This is a genomic window from Aquimarina sp. Aq107 (assembly GCF_943733665.1).
Classification (GTDB): Bacteria; Bacteroidota; Bacteroidia; order Flavobacteriales; family Flavobacteriaceae; genus Aquimarina.
On the sequence record NZ_OX030782.1, the window covers coordinates 4,239,046 to 4,258,078 of the forward strand.

A 19,033-nucleotide genomic window follows, 5' to 3' on the forward strand; every position below is an offset into this window, starting at 1 on the left:
CTAATTACACCAATTAAAACCTCCAACCATTTGTAACAGAAGATGCCTCTAGCTTATTCTCTATATCATCAGATAATTTTGGAAAAAAATCAATTCCCGACAATTTCTCAATACTATCTGTGGTAACAACAAAACTAGATAATTGCTTATTCGTATCTTTATTAGGAATTAAAAATGCAATCATTTTTGGTTTTTTAGAACTGTAATCCAAAATTACCTTGTAAAAATATTTCGGAACAGAAACTGCTTCATATCCAATTGTCTTAAGATCATCAGTCAAAATCCCTCCTGTTATTACATAAACCCCATTATACATTTTTGCCCAATACCTAGTTTTTTGTTCTAATTGGTTCCAAATCCCGGCATTAAATTCATGATTTTGAGGTGAAATATTTGATGTAAGAAATGTTTCTTCAAATGCATCATAGGTAAATCTTCTATCGGCTGCAGGACACAAATGACCTTTATCATATCCTGTATTTTTATAATTTCTCCAATCTGCAGACGAAGATCTAACCTTATCATCAACTTCAAAAAAAGGTCGCTTAAATTCATTCTTAGAAAGATGCTCCTTTTTTAGTTCATAAGCTACCCACTCGGATTGTTCATGTTTTTCGGAATAAGATAATGTATAATTATCATGAGAAATTATTGCATTGGTTGTAGATGTTGGAAGATAGAAAAAATCCAATTCTTTATCTTCTATTTTTCTATTAGTGTAGTTAATCTTTGTCTTGTCTATATGCTTTTCAACATAATAAAAACCAACCGTAACAATCAAAACCATCAACGGATATATATACTTTCTTTTCAAATTTATCTTTTTTAATTATTTACAGATTGATTGCAAAAGTATCAAAATGGAATTACTATAAAATATCGTATGACACAAAGAATATAAATTGAGGGAAAAAACAGATTATTCATCACTTTAAATTATTATAAAATGTGACAAATTAAACTTTAACACAAATTAAAAAACATCTATTTTGAATGTTTTACAAAAAATCAAATAACTGATAAACAGTGATTTAACTTAATAAATTAACATAAATAAATTATAAAATTACGGTTATTCCGCTTCTATTTTATGTAATACCCTCGCCTGAAAAATGTTTTAAAATATCTAATTTAGGAAGCTTTTAATTCTGAAAAGAAATTTCAAAACTCTTAAATGTTAATTAAAATTATTGATGTAAGTGGATAAGGGGAAATCAACTTATATTATCTTTATCGGAAGAACGCACTCAAAACAAACATCTTAAAGGATTCATGAAAAATAGCATTGAAAAAATAGTTGAAACAGTTCTAATCCAAAATAGGATTAGTAATTATGATAAAAAAGATTTAGAACTACAATTACAAATACACCCCAACTATCCTAGTTTTCAATCAATTACTGACACCTTAGATTATTTTGATATAGATAACATAGCAGTAGAAGTTCCAATTGACGCTTTAGATCAATTACCAAAAAGCTTTGTTTCTCTAATAAAAAAAGAAAATTCTGAAGAAATTGTTTCGATAATTAATAAGAATGGAAATATTGAGCTTAAACACACAGATCTTGATACTAAGAAGTTTACGCATGAAGAATTTAAAAAAATATGGGTTCCAAAAGTTATAGCTGTCGAACATAATACTGGAAATAGTGCTCTTTTTTCAAAAGAAACACTTTTACAGAACATTCTTTTTGGAGGACTTTTAATAGGTGCATTAACAACTCTTATTTTTAGACCCTTTGACCTTTATCAAATCTTGTTTTTATTATTATCTATTTCTGGTATAATTTTCAGCCTATTTGCAGTTAGAGAAAGTCTTGGTATTCAATCCAACACAATGCACCAATTTTGCACTACTGTTGGAAATTCCAACTGTGGTGATGTAATAAATAACAACACTGGTAAATTATTTAAAGATTTCTCCTTAGCAGATGCTAGTATTGCTTTTTTTGGGATCCTTATAATATATCAACTATTTTACGGATATAATAGCACGCTATTGCTACCGACACTTATAGGAATTCCTTTTATTATTTACTCTATCTATTCGCAAGCTTTTGTAATCAAAAAATGGTGTGCTATTTGTATTGCTATAAGCGCTATATCCTCTGGTTTAATAGCTGTAGCCTTATACAGTTTGCCTTTTAGTTTTTCCCTAGTATCCATTGCCTCTTTTATTATGATTTCTGCTCTAGGAACACTTGCTTATATGCACGTAAAACAAAGCATGGTAGAAAATAAAGATTATAAAAACGAAAACATAAAACTCAATCAATTTAAAAGAGATCGACAAATATTTGAACATTTATTAAGCTTATCAGAAAAAGTAACTGACAATAGTACTATTACCAATGAAATTATATTAGGTAATCCGAATTCAAAATTTAAAATTATTAGCTTAACCAATCCTATGTGCGGTTATTGCAAAGGTGCTTTTGAAGCGTATGCAAGAGTATTAAGAACAATGAGTGATCAACTTCAGATAATTATACGATTAAAAGTTTCTTTAGATGATCTTAATAATCAAGCTACACAGATTAGTTTGCGCTTAATGGAAATATACCATACCGACGGATCGAGTAAGTTTATAGAAGCTTATAGCGAATGGTTTAATGATAGAACATACAGTAATTGGGTAAAAAAATATGGTGCACCGAAAAACAATATGCAACATGTAGAAACCTTAAAAACACAATCTAAATGGGCGGAAAGCAATAATTTATTTTATACTCCTGCCTCCTTAATGAACACATCTATTTACCCTAAAAAGTATAGCTATGATGAGTTCTTCCATTTCACTAGTATGATGATTGAAAACCAGCAAGAACCTGATTATAGCATGGAACAAAAACCAGTTGGGGTTTAATCGTATATAGATTCTTTTAAAATAGAACCAACACAACCTTTTCTAAATAGAAAAGTTATTTAATAGTAAAAAGACGTATTAAAAACTCTTTTTCTTCACACACTCACTCAGACATACCCCCGAATGTCTATAAACTTTCGGGGAATATTATTTTAATCTTAAAACCTAAAAATTATGAAACAAATTAAAAAATTAGAAGGAGCAAAAACTCTTTCTAAAAAACAACAACAGGATGTTAATGGAGGTATTTATGTATTATCTAATCAAAGTAACAGAAGAAGACGCTGTGATCCAGCATTAAGCTGTTGTTATCACAATGGATATACTTGGGTACAAGGCCCTCCATGTTTCTAAAAACATAGAACATTTTTAAACTTTGATAAAAGGATTAAATCAATGATTTGGTCCTTTTTTATTGGCAATTAAATAAAGTACATCCTAAATATATACAAAAAAAACAGATTTAGAATACTACTCTATCCTTTCACATCCAATGCATCCCGCAATGCATTACCAATCAACATAAATGCCATTACAAGGCTCATTATTCCCAAACCAGGAATAATAGCCAAATATGCTTTGCCTAAAATAATATATGAATAATGATCTTTAATCATAGCTCCCCAACTAGCCATTGGTGGCTGTGCTCCTATTCCTAAAAAGCTTAACCCACTTTCTATTAAAATTGCTGCAGCAAAATTAGCCGCAGAAATCACTATTACGGGCGCTAAACTATTTGGTAAAACATGTTTTGTAATTATTCTAAAATCATTAAAACCTAAGGCCTTTGCCGCAGTAACATATTGCATTTGTTTTATACTTAAAACTTGCCCCCTAACGACTCTTGCTACCTCTACCCACATCGTAAGACCAACAGCAATAAAAACCTGCCAAAAACCTTTCCCTAAGGCTAATGTGATAGCAATAACAAGAAGTAAAGTTGGTATCGACCAGGTTACATTAATCAACCACATAATGAGCACATCAACTTTCCCACCAAAATAGCCGGCAATAGCTCCTAAAGATATTCCTAATATTAAAGATATGAGCACAGCAACAAAACCTATTGAAAAAGAAATACGAATACCAATTAGCATCCTACTAAGCATATCTCTACCATATTTATCAGTACCTAAAATAAAAGTGCGATCACTAATAAAATTTTGCTCTATTTCTTTATTGTTATATTCCTCAGGAAAGCTTTTAAGTTCAATGCTTTTAGAAATGCCGATAAGTTCTCCTTCTGTGTAAGGAATAACTTTAATAATATCTTTATCAAAACTAAAAGATTCTATAGGAATCTCTGTATCCATATTTTTTGTACCAAAAAACATCTCACTAAAATAAGATTGGTCAGATACACCGCCCGACGGTATGGTTAACATTTTTACAGAAAACCCTGGACCTTTTGAATGAATAGATAAATGCATTTGATTTGCATTCTTAGAACTATCAGGCGCTAGCACATATGCTAAAATTGCGATAAGTGCACAAATCAAAATAAACCAAAAACTCAAAACGCCCCAAAAATTTTTCTTAAATCTTTGGAGCGCTAACTTTGTCAGTGAATTTGATGTAGTCTGTTGCATTAAAGCAAATTAGTTCTTCAACGTAAGTGGGTTTTTAGATCTACGAATATTATTAATTTTCATATCCTCTAAAACACTCAACGCTTCTTCTACATATACATCTTTACTTAAGCTTTTGTGCCATCTATTTCTTTTTTCTTCAAGAATTGAATCTTTCTTCATTAAATCCTTTTCGTATGGTAAAGATTCGAAAGTCAAGTTCGTCTTATAGTCATTAAGACGCTCAAAACGTTCAGCTTGTTTTTCGTTTAATTCTATATTCGCTTTGTACTTACTGTAATTTAAAGAGTACTCGTTTACATCTCTTTTCTCACGTACCCATTTTGCATTTTCTTCTATCAATTTTAATTGATCATTAGTTGCCATACGAGCTTTACTCTTATTGATAGTTTGATCAAAATCTATATATCCATCCCATAAAGTATAATCGGCTGCTGGAATTTTATCCCAAGGCAGTGGATTTTCTTGATCTTTTTCTCCTATGTCAATATAACTATAACGATCCGGAACAACAACATCACTTTTCACACCTTCTAATTGAGTAGACCCACCATTTACTCTGTAGAATTTTTGTGTAGTTAGTTTTAACGCACCTAAATCTCCAAAGTCATTACTTCGCATCCATCGATTTAGATCCATCACATTCTGTACAGTTCCTTTTCCATATGTTTGCTTACTTCCGATAATAATTGCTCTCTTATAATCCTGCATAGCAGCTGCTAAAATCTCGGACGCAGAAGCAGAAAGTTCGTTTACTAAAATAACCAATGGACCATCCCATAAAACATTTCTGTCTTTATCACTTAAAACTTCAGGAGATTCCCCTTTAGTTCTTACTTGAACAATTGGTCCTTTATCAATAAATAATCCAGCAATATCAACCACAGTTTGTAAAGATCCTCCTCCATTATCTCTTAAATCAATTACAAGACCTTCCATCTCTTCTTGTTTAAGACGTATAATTTCTTGTTTTACATCTTTAGCAGCATTGCGTTGATTATAGTCCTGCATATTAAAGTAGAATTTCGGTAAATTTATTATTCCAAAATTCTTTCCATTTTTCTTAACAACAGAAGATTTAGCATAGGTTTCTTCTAATTCTACAACATCTCTAACGATTTCAACATTTTCTATAGTCCCATCTACTTTCTTTACGGTAAGAACTACCTTAGTTCCTTTAGGTCCTTTAATAAGACTTACTGCATCATCTAACCTCATTCCTACGATACTAACAGGTTCAACTTCGTCTTCTTGTTTTACCTTCATAATGAAATCTCCAACTTCTACTTTATTTCCTCTCCAAGCTGGACCTCCAGAAATAATCTCAATGATTTTTACATTATCATTTTTCTTTTGTAGTCTTGCTCCTATTCCTTCTAACTTACCAGACATAGCAATATCAAAACGATCTTTATCTTGAGGAGCAAAATAGTATGTATGAGGATCAAATTCTTCTACAATTGAGTTTATATAAATAGAAAACCAATCTTTTCTTTCTAAGTCATCAGCAAATTCGAAATATTCTTTTAATGATGTTGTAGTTATATCACGAGATTCCTCTTCTAAAACAACCGCAGACTTTCTCTTAAACTCTTTGTTTTTTGTAATGGAATCTATTTGCTCATCTACTTTATCATAGTAACTAGATAAAGCATTAAACTTAAGCTGTAGCCTCCAACGATCTCTCATTTCATCTTTATCACGAGCATAAGAAAGTTTTTCATAATCCGTATTAATCGACTCTTCTTTTTCAAAGTTAAAAGGATGCTCTAAGATTTCTTTATACAAAGATCTTGCTTCAGTCATTCTATGCTGCAATCTTTCGTAAGTTAAATTGAAAAAATCAATCTCCTTATCTCTGATCTGATCGTCTATTAAGGTTTCAAATTTTCTAAATTCTTCAATATCGCTCTCATAAAAATATCGCTTTAATGGATCTAAAGCATCAATATAATCAACAAAAACATTCTTTGAGAAATCATCATTAATATCCTTTGCATCGTAATGTCCCTTACTTAGCACATAACTAATAAGATCGATTAGTATTCGATCCTTATCAGGGTCATTATCAATTTTTGTTGTAAAGCTACAAGACGCAGCTGATACAATTACGGTAAGCATCAATACCAAAAAACTCTTTTTCATACGCTCATTTTTAATTTAGGGGTGTTCAGGCAAAATACATTAAAAATCGTGCCAATAATAGGTAATATTACTAAATTTTTCTTAAAAGAACTAATAATGTACACTACTGATTACTAATAATATATTTAGAATAAAAAAAATGTATTTTTACCAGTGAAAAAAATAATCCTATGCCACAAAGAAAACCCTTGATTTTAGTAACCAATGATGATGGCATAACAGCTCCTGGAATTCGGACTTTAATTAGCATAATGAATGAAATTGGCGATGTGTTTGTTGTTGCTCCTGATAGCCCTCAGAGTGCTATGGGTCACGCTATTACAATAAACAACACCTTGTACTGTGATCCTATTACTATTGATAAAGATGGACCGCAAAAGGAATATAGTTGTTCTGGAACACCTGTGGACTGTGTCAAAATGGCAACAAGACAAATTCTAGATAGAAAACCGGACTTATGTGTAAGTGGAATTAATCACGGTTCTAACTCTGCTATTAATGTTATCTATTCTGGTACAATGAGTGCTGCCGTAGAAGCTGGAATTGAAGGAATTCCTGCTATTGGATTTTCATTACTTGATTATAGTATGAATGCTAATTTCGAACCTTCTAAAAAATTTATAAAAAATATTGTAAATAATGTGCTTAAGAATGGATTGCCAAAAGGTATTGTCCTCAACGTTAATATCCCAAAATTAGAAGAAGCAAACATTAAAGGCATTAAAATATGTCGACAAGCTAATGCGCATTGGGTAGAAGAGTTTGACAAAAGAACAAATCCTATGGGTAGGGATTATTATTGGCTTTCTGGAAAATTTATTAATGAAGATAAAGGTGAAGATACTGATGAGTGGGCTTTGCACAATGGATATATCTCGATTGTGCCTACAAAATTTGATCTTACTGCACATCATTTTATACAAGAATTAAACAACTGGTCGTTACATGATTAAAAAAGAAATTCTATTAGGTTTTTTTACTGGAATACTTGCCAATACAATTGGAATTATTTTATACATTTTGCTGTTTTCTGAATTAAGTATTAAAGAAACTTTAAAAGCAGCTCAGCAAAATAATTTTTTAGGAAGTTTAATTGCCTTAGGAGCCATTCTAAATCTTATTATTTTCTTCCTATTTTTAAAACAAAACAAACCATATAGAGCGCGTGGCGTGCTTCTTGCTACTTTAATTGCTGCGGTAAGTATTGCGATTAGTAAGTTTAGTTAACACAGGAAGAAAGTATATAGAGATGAAATATTATCTTATTGTAGGAGAAGCATCTGGTGATTTACACGGTGCCAACCTTATGAAATCTATTCTTAAAGAAGATCCCGAAGCAGAATTTAGGTTTTGGGGAGGAGATTTAATGCAATCAGTGGGAGGCACCATGGTTCTGCACTATAAGGAAAGAGCCTTTATGGGGTTTTTCGAAGTTATTCTAAATCTATTTAAGATTTTAGGTTTTATAAAACAATGTAAAAAAGACATTGAACAATATAATCCAGATGCATTAATTCTAATTGACAATTCAGGTTTTAACCTTCGTATTGCCGAATGGGCAAAACCAAAAGGTTATGTAACACATTATTACATAAGCCCTCAAGTATGGGCATCAAGAGCTGGAAGAGTCAAGACCATTAAAGCCAATGTTGATCATATGTATGTGATATTACCTTTTGTATCAGATTTTTATAAAAAATATGACTACGAGGTTAATTTTGTTGGACATCCACTTATTGATGCTATTGCGGATCATACACAAGTAATGCCTGATAATTTCAAAAAACAATATCATTTAGATGAGCGCCCGATAATTGCAATATTACCAGGAAGTAGAAAGCAAGAAATCAGAAAAATGCTTGAAGTAATGCTCAGTGTGGTGGATGATTTTCCTTCTTACCAATTTGTTATTGCTGGAGCTCCGAGTCAAGACGCAAAATTTTATGAACCATTTATAAAAAAGGAAGGGGTGCATTTAATTATGAATCGCACCTATGATATTTTAAGTTTGAGCAATGCGGCTTTAGTAACTTCTGGAACAGCAACATTAGAAACAGCTTTATTTAAAGTTCCACAGGTGGTATGCTATAAAGGAAATACAATATCATACCATATTGCCAAAAGAATTATCAATCTGGAATATATTTCTTTGGTAAACTTAATAATGGACAAACCTGTGGTTAAAGAGTTAATTCAAGGTGATTTTAATAAAAAACAATTAAAAGAAGAGCTTACGAAAATATTAGATGATTATAAGAGAGCCGTAATGTTCTTAGAATACTATGATTTAGAAAAGAAACTTGGTGGTAAAGGAGCTAGTGATAAAACTGCCAATTTAATTGTAGAAACTATAAAATAAAAAGTCCCAAAATGAATAAGTTATTTTATTTTTTACTTGTAGCATCTATTACGCTCACCTCTTGTGGAGGTGCTAAAAAGAGAAGTACTCTTTCAAGAAAAACCGAAAACACATCTAAAACTAAAAGAGTAACACCTAAAAACAAAAAGATCAATAGTATTATTGATTATGCTAAGACATTTGAGGGTACTCGATATAAATATGGTGGCACTACCAAAAAAGGAATGGATTGCTCTGGGTTAATTTACACATCTTTTAAAAAGGAAGAGGTTGTCTTACCGAGAACCTCTAGAGCTATGTCTGTTCAAGGAAAAAAAATATCTCTAAAAAATGTTACTGTTGGAGATCTTTTGTTTTTTAGAACGAACAAAAATAAAAACGCTATAAATCATGTTGGCCTAGTAGTAAAAACTGGAAAACGAATAGAGTTTATTCATGCCTCTACATCTAAGGGAGTTACTATATCAAGTTTAGATGAAAGATATTGGAACAATTGTTTTGCTGGAATTAGGAGAATCTTATAAAATTATTTTCTGTTTTCTTACTTTTTTACTTTATTGACCTTAAATTCCCCATAATTATTTTAAATTAGTGTATTAAAAATCATTCATTTATCATGGAATACTCTTTAGATCCCTTAGAAGTAAAAAAAGTTATTGATGCTAAAGTAAATGGGCAAGAATTTGATGAGAATCAGTTCATTTATTATCATCTTAATAGAAATCTTTTTAATGTAAAAAAAGAGGTTACTACATTAACTCATTATATGGGTAATAAGTTTCGAGATAATAAAGGGTACATATGGGAAGAAGCACCGAGGTTTAAGAACTGGTATCACACACCTAAATCTAGTTATTTTGGAAGCTTAATGGGAATGAAACCATATAGCAGAAAATTTTTGCGCCCTGATAAAGAGACGGGTATTGGAGGTGAATTTGAAATGATTATTCGTCATGATGGAAAACGAATAGACGCACTAACACACGAAGGATATCAAGAAACATATAATTTTGGACCTACCAATAATTCAAAATTACATATTCTCCTTGATGTAGATCCACATGGACCGCATCCTGATTATACTGTAAAAATAGATACTGGCAAAGTAACTATTAAAGACAAACAGAGACAGCTTTCTGGAGCTATTAGAAGAAGAAATCGAATAAGAAAATAAAAATCCACAGGTAACATATTTAGTTTATACGACACGATTAGTTATAGGTCCTAAAAAAACCTATTAACTAATGATCAATAGGTGTATAAACTACTTAACGTCCCTTTTCTTGTTTTAACTCTTTCCTTAATTACAGGAATTATTATAGGTCACTATACCAATATAGCACTGAAATTGGTTCTTATATATCAAATAATTGCTATAATCGGTCTACTAACTTCCTGGTGGTATGCAAAAAAAATATTCAGAAGTGCCATTAGTTTCAGTTTTTCGGTAGTTATTGCTTTTACAATTTTTGGAATTACCATTGTAAAAATTAATAATCCAAAAAATAACTCTCAGCATTACACCCATTTAATTAAAAAAGATAACAATCCGACTGCACTAAGTTTTTACATCAAAGAAAGACTAAAACCTAGCACTTACTATGAAAAATATATTGTAAACCTTTCTTCAATAAATAAAGCAAAAGTTAAAGGAGAATTTCTATTACAAATAGTAAAAGATAGTGTAAATAGTAAATTAATAACAGGAGATTCTTATATTACATTTGACACTTTGAAACCAATACCCACCGTTTTAAATCCTAATCAATTTGATTATGCGAGCTATTTAAAACAACAACATATTTTTCATAAAATAAGTTTAGAACGCAAAGAATTAATACCTACAAACTCTCCTGCATTTTCAATTTACCGAATTGCACATATCATTAGAACGGATATATATCAAAAACTCGCATTGTATAATTTTAGTAATAAACAATTATCAATTATTAACGCACTCCTTTTAGGTCAAAGACAAGATGTCGATTCTAAAACGTTTAAAGATTACCGCGATGCCGGAGCAGTTCACATATTAGCCATTTCTGGATTACATATCGGGATCCTATTAATTATCTTAAGTTCGATACTAAAACCTCTGGATTACTTCACTAAAAATAGTAAAGTGGTTAAAACCATATTCATTATTTTGTTCTTATGGTGTTTTGCTATCATCGCAGGTTTATCTCCCTCAGTACTTAGAGCAGTAACCATGTTCTCTTTTGTAGCTATAGGAATGCATATTCGATCCAAAACAAGCATTTACAATTCTTTAATTGTTTCCATATTCATTCTATTATGCTTGCGTCCGTTATTATTATTTTCTGTTGGATTTCAATTAAGTTATTTAGCAGTATTTTCAATCGTTTGGATACAACCATCTTTGGTTAAATTATATACTCCTCGATTTTTTATTGATAAAAAACTATGGGAAACTCTTACAGTCACAATAGCAGCACAACTTGGCTTATTACCGTTATTACTATTTTATTTTCATCAATTTCCTTTATTATTTTTTATTTCTAACCTTATAATCATCCCTTTTTTAGGAATCATTCTCGGAGTAGGAATAATAGTAATATTCTTGGCAGAAATGCAATTGTTAACAGATTGGATAGTCCTTCTATTTGGGAATTTTATAAACGTAATGAATTTTATTGTGCACAAAGTTTCTGAACAAGAAAAGTTTATAATCACAAACATTCATTTTTCATACAGAATGCTGATTACAGCATATGGTTTTATCATTTCTTTAATATTCTTATTTAAGAAAAGATGTATCCGAAGAGTTTCGGTTGTATTAATAAGCAGTCTTCTTTTTTTATCCACTGTAATTTATGAAAGACATCTAAATCTAGGTAAAGAAGAACTCATTATCTTCCATAATTATCGGAACTCTACATTAGGTGTTTTACAAAATCAACATCTAAGATTATTCACTAAAGATTCTATTTCTAGAAGCACTAAAAATTACTTATTAAAAAACTATCTAATTGAAAATGATTCCAAACTTCTCAGTACCGAAAAACTAAATAACATCTATTATTATAAGACTAAAATAATATTAGTAATTGATAACTCTGGAATCTATAAACTCGAAAAATTACATCCTGATATAATTGTTTTAACTAATTCTCCAAAGCTTCATATTGAGAGAATGATTCAAACCTTACGACCAACAATAATTGTTGCAGATGGTAGTAATTATAAAAGTTATCTCGATCAGTGGGAAAAGAGTTGTTTAAAACAAAACATCCCTTTTCATCGCACAGACAAAAAGGGAGCTTTTATATTGAACTAAAACTTTTATAAACTATTCTAGAAATCAGATGCCTCTGCAAGTAATTCTTCTACTGGCATATCCATTACTTCTTTTACAATTTTATGGATATCCGGGACAACAGTCCTTGCTAATTTCGTTGGACTATTAAAAAGAATAGTTATTCCGAGATCTTCTTGTGGAAAAATAGCTATTTCACTTCTAAAACTATTTACATGACCACCATGATGAATCATTCTACTTGATTCCCCTGTTTTTCTATTTTTAAAATCATGAATACGCCATCCATGTGCATATTGAGATTCTTTATGATCTGCCCATTTCTGGTAATATTTACTTTTTCCTGGCAGGTTAATTATTGGATTAAAAACTTTATTTAATCCATCAGAATTCATTACACTAGGATTATGTCCTAATAAAAATCTCATCCATTTGGCCATATCAGTTACACTAGCATTTACACCTCCAGCCGGAATTGCGTTGTAGTATTTTTGATTAAGTTTTAGAGATTTCCAGCGTCTACCATATTTTCTGTGCGGCATTGCTACATTAGAAGCGGTTTTTAAAGAATTATGATCTGTAGATGCATTATACATCTTTAGCGGTTCAAAAATCTTTTCTGCAATTGCTTCTCCGTAAGATTTTCCACTCACCTGCTCTATCATTGCTCCACTCAATGCAAATACTGCATTTTGATAACTATAAATATTTCCTGGTTTAGCTATTGTTCTGATACTTTTAAACTGACCTGCTATTGTATTTAAATCAATTCCATCTTCTACTAAATTTGTAAAGCTATGATATGGTAAGCCAGAAGAATGAGATAAAATATGTGATAAGGTTACACTGTCTGTCCATTTCTTATTAGCCAACTCAAAATTAGAAACATAATCATGTACCTTATCCTCCCAATTAAGCAAACCTTCTTCTACATATATTCCAGATAGTACTCCAGCAAAACCTTTAGAAACAGAGCCTATTCTAAAAATGGTTTCTTCGTCTATCGTTTCTTTTCGTGAAGCATTTCTTTTTCCAAAACCACCTAAATAAATAACAGAATCACATTTTACAATACTAACTCCTGCTCCTACAATTTTGTGTTGTTTTAATGCTTTATCAAAATATTTCTCTACGGCTTCAACTAACAGCTCTTTCTGTCTATCAGATATTGGATTTTTAAAAAAATCTACCGAAGCTTGTACTTTTACTTGTTTTAATTCTTTAGTCGTTTTAGTCTTCTCTATTTTATTAGCAGAGATAAGAGGGAAAAGCAATGCAATTAACAGCAACATTGAAGGGGCAATGATGAAACGTTTTTTCATATCAGGTTAAGCTCTAGTAAAATATTAAAGTCAAAAAAATGGGGAGACTCTTAATACTTTTATGTAACGATTTGGTTTATTAATTATTTCAATTTTGACCAAATATAACGATTATATGCAAATATCATCGTTGAAATGCATTTTTTTATAAATTTTAACATTTTTTAACCGCTATGTGGATTTATAAGGGTTTCATATGAAGGAAAAAACTTTCAAAAAAAGAATTATAATATTACGACAACTTAATATCTTCTTTAAAAAGCATATGTATATACTCTGCATGGATATCTGCATTGTGCTTACTCTCTAAACAATGAAATAATAAATGAATCAAACCGTAATCGCCTAGACAATCTCTATACTCATCTTGCTCTTTATTCTTCACCCAAAGAATAAAACTACACAAATGCCCTATCTCACCTAGCTTATCAGGTCTTTTTAGACATTTTTTAAACTCTTTTAACTCCATCATAGCGTACTCATTATACTTTTGCTTACAAAAGTTATAATCAAATGTGTGCTTATATGATCTAAGCTTCCTGTTCTGTATTTCATACTTAATACCACTCATAAGGTAAATTTCTTCAATTAGGTATTGGTGTTACGCATATAGTATATTTTGTTATACAATAACAAAACACACTCCAAGATTGCTTTTTTAAGATTCTTTTAATGAAGTTTAACGAATCTATAAATAGGAATTATTCCAAAACAAAGATACAAAATTAGGAATTATTCCTAGTTTATTTAACGTATTATTTTCAGTATATAACTAAAAAAAATCCCTCTCATCAATAAGACAAAAGAGAATTTAAAATTAATAACCGGTAAGATACTATCTGTTATATTGTTTTGATTATGGAAACAGAAATTTCAACCCCAGAAGTATTTAATGTTCGTAAATGAGAAGGTAACGCGTCTATGGTATTCGGTCCAAATGATTTTGCTTCTAACTCTAATTGCCTATATCTAATACCTGGCTCTAGAAAAATCACATCTGACAATTTCAATCTTAGTTTGGCATCTATATGAAAACCTAAATTCGTCTCATATTCAATCGGATCTGCAGAAAAATCATTTTCAGTAATTCTTAATTTTCCAGGAATACTATAATTACCCCCAACACCAATTACAATCCCGTGTAACGTATTTTCTGAAAACTTAAAAAACTTATTTACACCTAAAGTAAAAAACACTCTGCCAAAAGTAACAGAACTTTTATTAGATCCGTTTGTACCACTCTGTAATTGAAGAGCTAAATTATACTGATATCCTAGTGTTCCATAACCAGATAACCCTTTAAAAAAACTATATTCTGCACCAATCTCAAGCCCCATTCCACCTCCTGGACTATAAGCTAAACTTCCTCCACTATAATCAATCGATTCATAATTAAATCCGATACTTCCATTTAACCTACTAATTAAATTTAATTCCTGTGCTGTTCCACTAGTAAACAATGTACAACAGACCGCAAGACTCCATATAATTTTCTTCATTTTATGATGTTTAGTTTTATTTGTCCTTATAAGTGTATAAAAACAGTAAAATGTTACCTCTATTATCACATAAACTTCAAACCAATTCATATCATCCACAAAACCAAATAACTACAATCAAAAAAAACCCTCTTATCTATTAGATAAGAGGGTCTTCTATAATTAAAATATCTTCTTTAATTACTAAATGTACTTACAAATGATTGTTCATACTGCTGCCAAGCCTCTGCACTTGTTAATTTCTTATAATCATTAGTATGAATCATCTTTAAGTAAATTTCCAATTGCTGTGGTGTTTTGTATCCTACTACTGGAGCAATCAAATTGCCTGATTCATCAAAAAAAACAATACTAGGGTATCCACTTATTTTTAAGGCATTAGCAAAAAAATGTTGACTATTTCTACCTTTTCTGTCAGGATTGTGATTAGGATTGGTATAGGTAAAATCGTTATACTTTATCTCTTCAGTACCTTCTCCATTAAATTTTACAGCGTAATAATTAGAATTAACGTATTCTACTACATCTTTATTATGAAAAGTTTTTTTGTCTAGTAATTTACACGGCCCACACCAATCGGTATATACATCCATAAAAATCTTCTTTGGTGTTTTCTTTTGCGCCTCCAATGCTTCATTCATCGACATCCAATTGATCTCTTGCGCCTGGGATTGCAAAACAAGTAGAAATCCAAATAGTAAAAGTAGGTTTTTCATCTGTTCAAAATTTGTATTTACATATTAGTCGAAACAAAAACTGTTCCTTATTAAAAACTTTACCCGTTTTGGGTAACGGGTAAAGTAGTGTTTTAGTATTAACGAATTCCGTGCATTAATTTCTTAAGCAATGGATTTAAAATCATTATTAAAGCTCCAGCAGCAATAGGAACTATCGTAAATATGAGAAAAAAAGTTGATAAATTATAGTTAGCCGTAACCTCATCAATCATTCCTCCCAAAGTTCCTGCAGCCTTTTGGCCTATTGCAATTGCCAAATACCAAATTCCGAACATAAAAGCAATCATTCTACCAGGAACTAACTTACTTAAATATGATAAACCAACTGGAGACAAGCATAACTCTCCTAGTGTATGGAAAAGATATGCCAGAATCAACCAAATCATACTAACTGAGGCCGTCTTAGCTCCTTGAGGAATTCCTGAGGATCCATAAGCAAGTAATGCAAAACCAAAACCTAATAATCCAAGCCCAAAACCATATTTAAAAGCTGCACTAGGATTGTATTTACTTTCCCACCATTTCGAAAATAATGGTGCTAGTGCAATAATAAAGAATGAGTTTAAAATCCCGAACCAGGTAGCACCAACTTCTGTGGTGTCTTTGCTGAATTCATTATTTAATTTCCAAATTACGATACCCCAGATAATAATAAAAGATATCGATAATACAACATTAGATATACCTATCTTAGAAAATGTTTTCTTAAATAACAAATATAGAACCCAAGAAATTATAGCTAACGGAACAACTGTTAAAACCGCATCTATAACTTTAAATATCAACGCAGTAGAACCAGATAGGTCTCTTGCTGTGTAATCCCGAGCAAAAATATTCAATGATCCTGCTGCTTGTTCAAATGCGGCCCAAAAGAACACTGTGAAAAATGCAAAAATCGCAACGGCTATCATTCTATCTCTTACGGTGGAACTATATCTAATAATTCTCGAAATAATCAAAAACACAAACAATAAAACCCCAATAATGATTACTATAGTTGGACCTTCATAATCCCCTAAAGTAAAATCAAATAAGTTAATGTTTCCAATTTTAGACATAGGATCATTAATAAGCCAAGTAAACCCTATAGTTGCACTAATTGCAATTAAAATTTTATCTAGAACAGTAAAAGGGTTAAGCTTATCTCCTTCACTTAAAACAACTTCTTTTTTAACTTCTTTATTTGGCTTTGCTCCTATTTTTCCAAATAATGGACTTGCTAACCAGAATTGAATCATTCCCAGAAACATAAAAATTCCAGCTAATCCAAAACCCCATGCCCAACTAAAATTTTCTCCTAAATATCCACAAAGCATAATACCAAAAAACGCCCCTGCATTAACACCCATATAAAATATAGTATAAGCTCCATCCTTCTTTGCATCATTCCCTTTATACATTTCAGAAATAATAGAAGTAATATTTGGTTTAAATAATCCTGTTCCTATAACTAGTAATCCCAACCCAATATATAAAGTAGTTTCAGTTTCAAACGCCATGGAAATATGCCCAAATGTCATAATTAAACAACCAATAGTAACTGCCCATTTATATCCTGTAATCTTATCCGCTATATATCCTCCTAAAATTGGAGTTAAATATAATAGAGATGCATAAGTACCAAATAATGCTAAAGCGTGTTCTCGAGGCCAATTGGCCCAACCTGGATTTTCTCCAAACAATGGTTGAGTAAGAAATATAACTAAAAGAATTCTCATCCCATAAAATGAAAAACGCTCCCACATTTCCGTAAAGAAAAGAACAAAAAGTCCAGCTGGATGACCTAAAACCTTATCTCTAAATAAATTTTCTATATCTGTATTCATACGTAGATAGGATTTTTAATTATCAGCTAACTCATAACCTTCAGCTTCTTCATGAATAGTTCCTTCTTTATCTTCAACACCATGAGTCAATACCTCTAATTTTTTTCTAAATAGCATTACTAAAAGACCAAATACTACACAAAAAACTGCAATACCAGTGAATATCTTAAATTCTCCTAAACTTTCTGCGGACTCACCTAATAAACCTGCTAATTTGTTACCGAAACCAGTCATCGCAAAATAAACACCCATCATCAATGCTCCATATTTAACTGGTGCTAATTTTGTAATAAATGACAATGCTACCGGAGAAATACAAAGCTCTCCAATTGTATGAAACAAATATGCCAATACTAACCAATACATAGCAGAAGATCCATTTGACTCAAACTCCATAGAAGCTGCTGTCATAAAGAAAAAACCGGTTCCCATAATAATTAGTCCAACGATCATTTTAAATAAAGAACTAGACACTTTGCCTTTTAGCTTTCTATTTGCCCAATACCACGCAACCAAAGTACCTAAAAAGATAATAAACATTGCATTTAAAGACTGGAACCAAGATGCAGGAACTTCATATCCCATAAACATTCTATCAGTTTTTCCACTTGCATAAAGATTCATTAAACCACCTGCTTGTTCAAAAGCTCCCCAAAAAACTATAACCAATAAAAAAGAAATAAGAAGTACAATAATCCTATCCTTTTCAATACTAGTAAGTGGTTTTTTCATTGTTTCTTTATCCTTTGCATTTTCAGAAGAACCTAAGAAATTACCAACATTTTTAAGATATTTTTGACCTAAAAGATATTGTAATAACCCTAAAGCCATTCCAATTCCTGCTAGCCCAAATCCATAATGCCACCCATGTACTTCCCCAACATATCCTACAATAATACTAGACAAAAATGCTCCCAAGTTAATCCCAATATAAAAAATTGTAAAACCTTTATCTCTTCTTATATCTCCTTGTTTATAAAGCCCTCCAACCATAGTAGAAATATTTGGTTTTAACATTCCGACTCCAGCTACAATTAAACTTAACCCAGAATACCAAGCCCACATCTCTTCTATTGCCAAAATACTATGTCCAGCAACTAACAAAATTCCACCGATTAAAACAGATTTTTTTTGACCTAAAAACTTATCTGCAATCCATCCTCCTGGAATGGAAGCTACATATACTGCCATTGTATACCATCCATATAACGCTAATGCTTCTCCAGATGACCAACCTAAACCTGCATTTTCATCAATTGTTTTAGCTGTAAGATATAATACGAAGATTGCTCTCATTCCATAATAAGAGAAACGTTCCCACATTTCTGTGAAAAATAAAATGTATAATCCTACTGGATGCCCAAAAAGCTCTTTCTGATGAGCTGCTTTTACTGTATTTGTCATTATGTTA

General features: G+C 31.1%; 17 protein-coding genes. 8 read left to right on the forward strand and 9 right to left on the reverse strand.

The features are described 5' to 3' along the window. Window positions 1–13: 13 nt before the first annotated feature. On the reverse strand, window positions 14–814 hold the full coding sequence (locus tag NMK29_RS18420; RefSeq protein ID WP_199915044.1) for a DNA/RNA non-specific endonuclease: 801 nt from the start codon (window positions 812–814) through the stop codon (window positions 14–16). Window positions 815–1,272: 458 nt separating this feature from the next. On the opposite strand from NMK29_RS18420, the gene NMK29_RS18425 reads away from it, so the two are divergent. Further along, on the forward strand, window positions 1,273–2,868 hold the full coding sequence (locus NMK29_RS18425) for a vitamin K epoxide reductase family protein (RefSeq protein WP_108803491.1): 1,596 nt from the start codon (window positions 1,273–1,275) through the stop codon (window positions 2,866–2,868). 174 nt (window positions 2,869–3,042) lie between these two features. Next, a complete protein-coding gene (locus tag NMK29_RS18430; RefSeq protein WP_108803490.1) occupies window positions 3,043–3,222 on the forward strand; it encodes a hypothetical protein in 180 nt (59 codons plus the stop codon). Window positions 3,223–3,344: 122 nt separating this feature from the next. On the opposite strand, the gene NMK29_RS18435 is transcribed toward NMK29_RS18430, so the two are convergent. Next, window positions 3,345–4,457 (reverse strand): ABC transporter permease, encoded by a 1,113-nt coding sequence (locus NMK29_RS18435; protein ID WP_108803489.1) that lies wholly within the window; start codon window positions 4,455–4,457, stop codon window positions 3,345–3,347. A 9-nt stretch (window positions 4,458–4,466) separates the two neighbouring features. Beyond that, window positions 4,467–6,602 carry a carboxy terminal-processing peptidase gene (locus NMK29_RS18440; protein ID WP_108803488.1) on the reverse strand — a complete coding sequence of 712 codons (2,136 nt, stop codon included), beginning with the start codon at window positions 6,600–6,602 and terminating at the stop codon, window positions 4,467–4,469. A gap of 170 nt (window positions 6,603–6,772) precedes the next feature. On the opposite strand from NMK29_RS18440, the gene surE reads away from it, so the two are divergent. The 6 genes from surE to NMK29_RS18470 all read left to right on the forward strand — a co-directional run bounded on the left by surE (window position 6,773) and on the right by NMK29_RS18470 (window position 12,259). After that, the gene (gene surE, locus NMK29_RS18445; RefSeq protein WP_108803487.1) at window positions 6,773–7,555 is read left to right on the forward strand and encodes a 5'/3'-nucleotidase SurE; all 783 of its coding nucleotides are present in this window, start codon (window positions 6,773–6,775) and stop codon (window positions 7,553–7,555) included. Beyond that, a complete protein-coding gene (locus NMK29_RS18450) occupies window positions 7,548–7,829 on the forward strand; it encodes a hypothetical protein (protein WP_108803486.1) in 282 nt (93 codons plus the stop codon). The genes surE and NMK29_RS18450 overlap by 8 nt, the downstream gene beginning before the upstream one ends. A gap of 22 nt (window positions 7,830–7,851) precedes the next feature. Then, window positions 7,852–8,961 carry a lipid-A-disaccharide synthase gene (gene lpxB / locus NMK29_RS18455; RefSeq protein ID WP_108803501.1) on the forward strand — a complete coding sequence of 370 codons (1,110 nt, stop codon included), beginning with the start codon at window positions 7,852–7,854 and terminating at the stop codon, window positions 8,959–8,961. A gap of 11 nt (window positions 8,962–8,972) precedes the next feature. Beyond that, window positions 8,973–9,485 carry a C40 family peptidase gene (locus NMK29_RS18460; protein WP_108803485.1) on the forward strand — a complete coding sequence of 171 codons (513 nt, stop codon included), beginning with the start codon at window positions 8,973–8,975 and terminating at the stop codon, window positions 9,483–9,485. Between the two features lie 92 nt (window positions 9,486–9,577). Next, complete coding sequence (locus tag NMK29_RS18465; RefSeq protein ID WP_108803484.1) at window positions 9,578–10,135, forward strand: hypothetical protein; 558 nt, start codon at window positions 9,578–9,580, stop codon at window positions 10,133–10,135. 81 nt (window positions 10,136–10,216) lie between these two features. Next, a complete protein-coding gene (locus NMK29_RS18470) occupies window positions 10,217–12,259 on the forward strand; it encodes a ComEC/Rec2 family competence protein (RefSeq protein ID WP_108803483.1) in 2,043 nt (680 codons plus the stop codon). Between the two features lie 17 nt (window positions 12,260–12,276). On the opposite strand, the gene NMK29_RS18475 is transcribed toward NMK29_RS18470, so the two are convergent. The 6 genes from NMK29_RS18475 to NMK29_RS18500 form a co-directional block, all read right to left on the reverse strand. Continuing rightward, window positions 12,277–13,560, reverse strand: coding sequence for a serine hydrolase (locus NMK29_RS18475; protein ID WP_108803482.1), 1,284 nt, complete (start codon window positions 13,558–13,560; stop codon window positions 12,277–12,279). Between the two features lie 232 nt (window positions 13,561–13,792). Further along, window positions 13,793–14,131 carry a hypothetical protein gene (locus NMK29_RS18480; RefSeq protein ID WP_027393912.1) on the reverse strand — a complete coding sequence of 113 codons (339 nt, stop codon included), beginning with the start codon at window positions 14,129–14,131 and terminating at the stop codon, window positions 13,793–13,795. A gap of 271 nt (window positions 14,132–14,402) precedes the next feature. Then, window positions 14,403–15,059, reverse strand: a complete 657-nt coding sequence (locus tag NMK29_RS18485; RefSeq protein ID WP_159092220.1) for a hypothetical protein — start codon at window positions 15,057–15,059, stop codon at window positions 14,403–14,405. A gap of 176 nt (window positions 15,060–15,235) precedes the next feature. Continuing rightward, window positions 15,236–15,775 carry a thioredoxin family protein gene (locus tag NMK29_RS18490; protein ID WP_108803480.1) on the reverse strand — a complete coding sequence of 180 codons (540 nt, stop codon included), beginning with the start codon at window positions 15,773–15,775 and terminating at the stop codon, window positions 15,236–15,238. Window positions 15,776–15,873: 98 nt separating this feature from the next. After that, window positions 15,874–17,622, reverse strand: coding sequence for a peptide MFS transporter (locus tag NMK29_RS18495; protein WP_108803479.1), 1,749 nt, complete (start codon window positions 17,620–17,622; stop codon window positions 15,874–15,876). A gap of 15 nt (window positions 17,623–17,637) precedes the next feature. Next, window positions 17,638–19,026: a peptide MFS transporter gene (locus tag NMK29_RS18500; RefSeq protein ID WP_108803478.1), complete on the reverse strand. Its 1,389-nt coding sequence runs from the start codon at window positions 19,024–19,026 to the stop codon at window positions 17,638–17,640. Between the last annotated feature and the right edge of the window lie 7 nt (window positions 19,027–19,033).

Coding starts and splice junctions, on each gene's coding strand:
- NMK29_RS18425 (WP_108803491.1), top strand. CDS start 1,273: ATGAAAAATAGCATTGAAAAAATAGTTGAAACAGTTCTAATCCAAAAT.
- NMK29_RS18430 (WP_108803490.1), top strand. CDS start 3,043: ATGAAACAAATTAAAAAATTAGAAGGAGCAAAAACTCTTTCTAAAAAA.
- NMK29_RS18435 (WP_108803489.1), bottom strand. CDS start 4,457: ATGCAACAGACTACATCAAATTCACTGACAAAGTTAGCGCTCCAAAGA.
- NMK29_RS18440 (WP_108803488.1), bottom strand. CDS start 6,602: ATGAAAAAGAGTTTTTTGGTATTGATGCTTACCGTAATTGTATCAGCT.
- surE (WP_108803487.1), top strand. CDS start 6,773: ATGCCACAAAGAAAACCCTTGATTTTAGTAACCAATGATGATGGCATA.
- NMK29_RS18450 (WP_108803486.1), top strand. CDS start 7,548: ATGATTAAAAAAGAAATTCTATTAGGTTTTTTTACTGGAATACTTGCC.
- lpxB (WP_108803501.1), top strand. CDS start 7,852: ATGAAATATTATCTTATTGTAGGAGAAGCATCTGGTGATTTACACGGT.
- NMK29_RS18460 (WP_108803485.1), top strand. CDS start 8,973: ATGAATAAGTTATTTTATTTTTTACTTGTAGCATCTATTACGCTCACC.
- NMK29_RS18465 (WP_108803484.1), top strand. CDS start 9,578: ATGGAATACTCTTTAGATCCCTTAGAAGTAAAAAAAGTTATTGATGCT.
- NMK29_RS18475 (WP_108803482.1), bottom strand. CDS start 13,560: ATGAAAAAACGTTTCATCATTGCCCCTTCAATGTTGCTGTTAATTGCA.
- NMK29_RS18480 (WP_027393912.1), bottom strand. CDS start 14,131: ATGAGTGGTATTAAGTATGAAATACAGAACAGGAAGCTTAGATCATAT.
- NMK29_RS18485 (WP_159092220.1), bottom strand. CDS start 15,059: ATGAAGAAAATTATATGGAGTCTTGCGGTCTGTTGTACATTGTTTACT.
- NMK29_RS18490 (WP_108803480.1), bottom strand. CDS start 15,775: ATGAAAAACCTACTTTTACTATTTGGATTTCTACTTGTTTTGCAATCC.
- NMK29_RS18495 (WP_108803479.1), bottom strand. CDS start 17,622: ATGAATACAGATATAGAAAATTTATTTAGAGATAAGGTTTTAGGTCAT.
- NMK29_RS18500 (WP_108803478.1), bottom strand. CDS start 19,026: ATGACAAATACAGTAAAAGCAGCTCATCAGAAAGAGCTTTTTGGGCAT.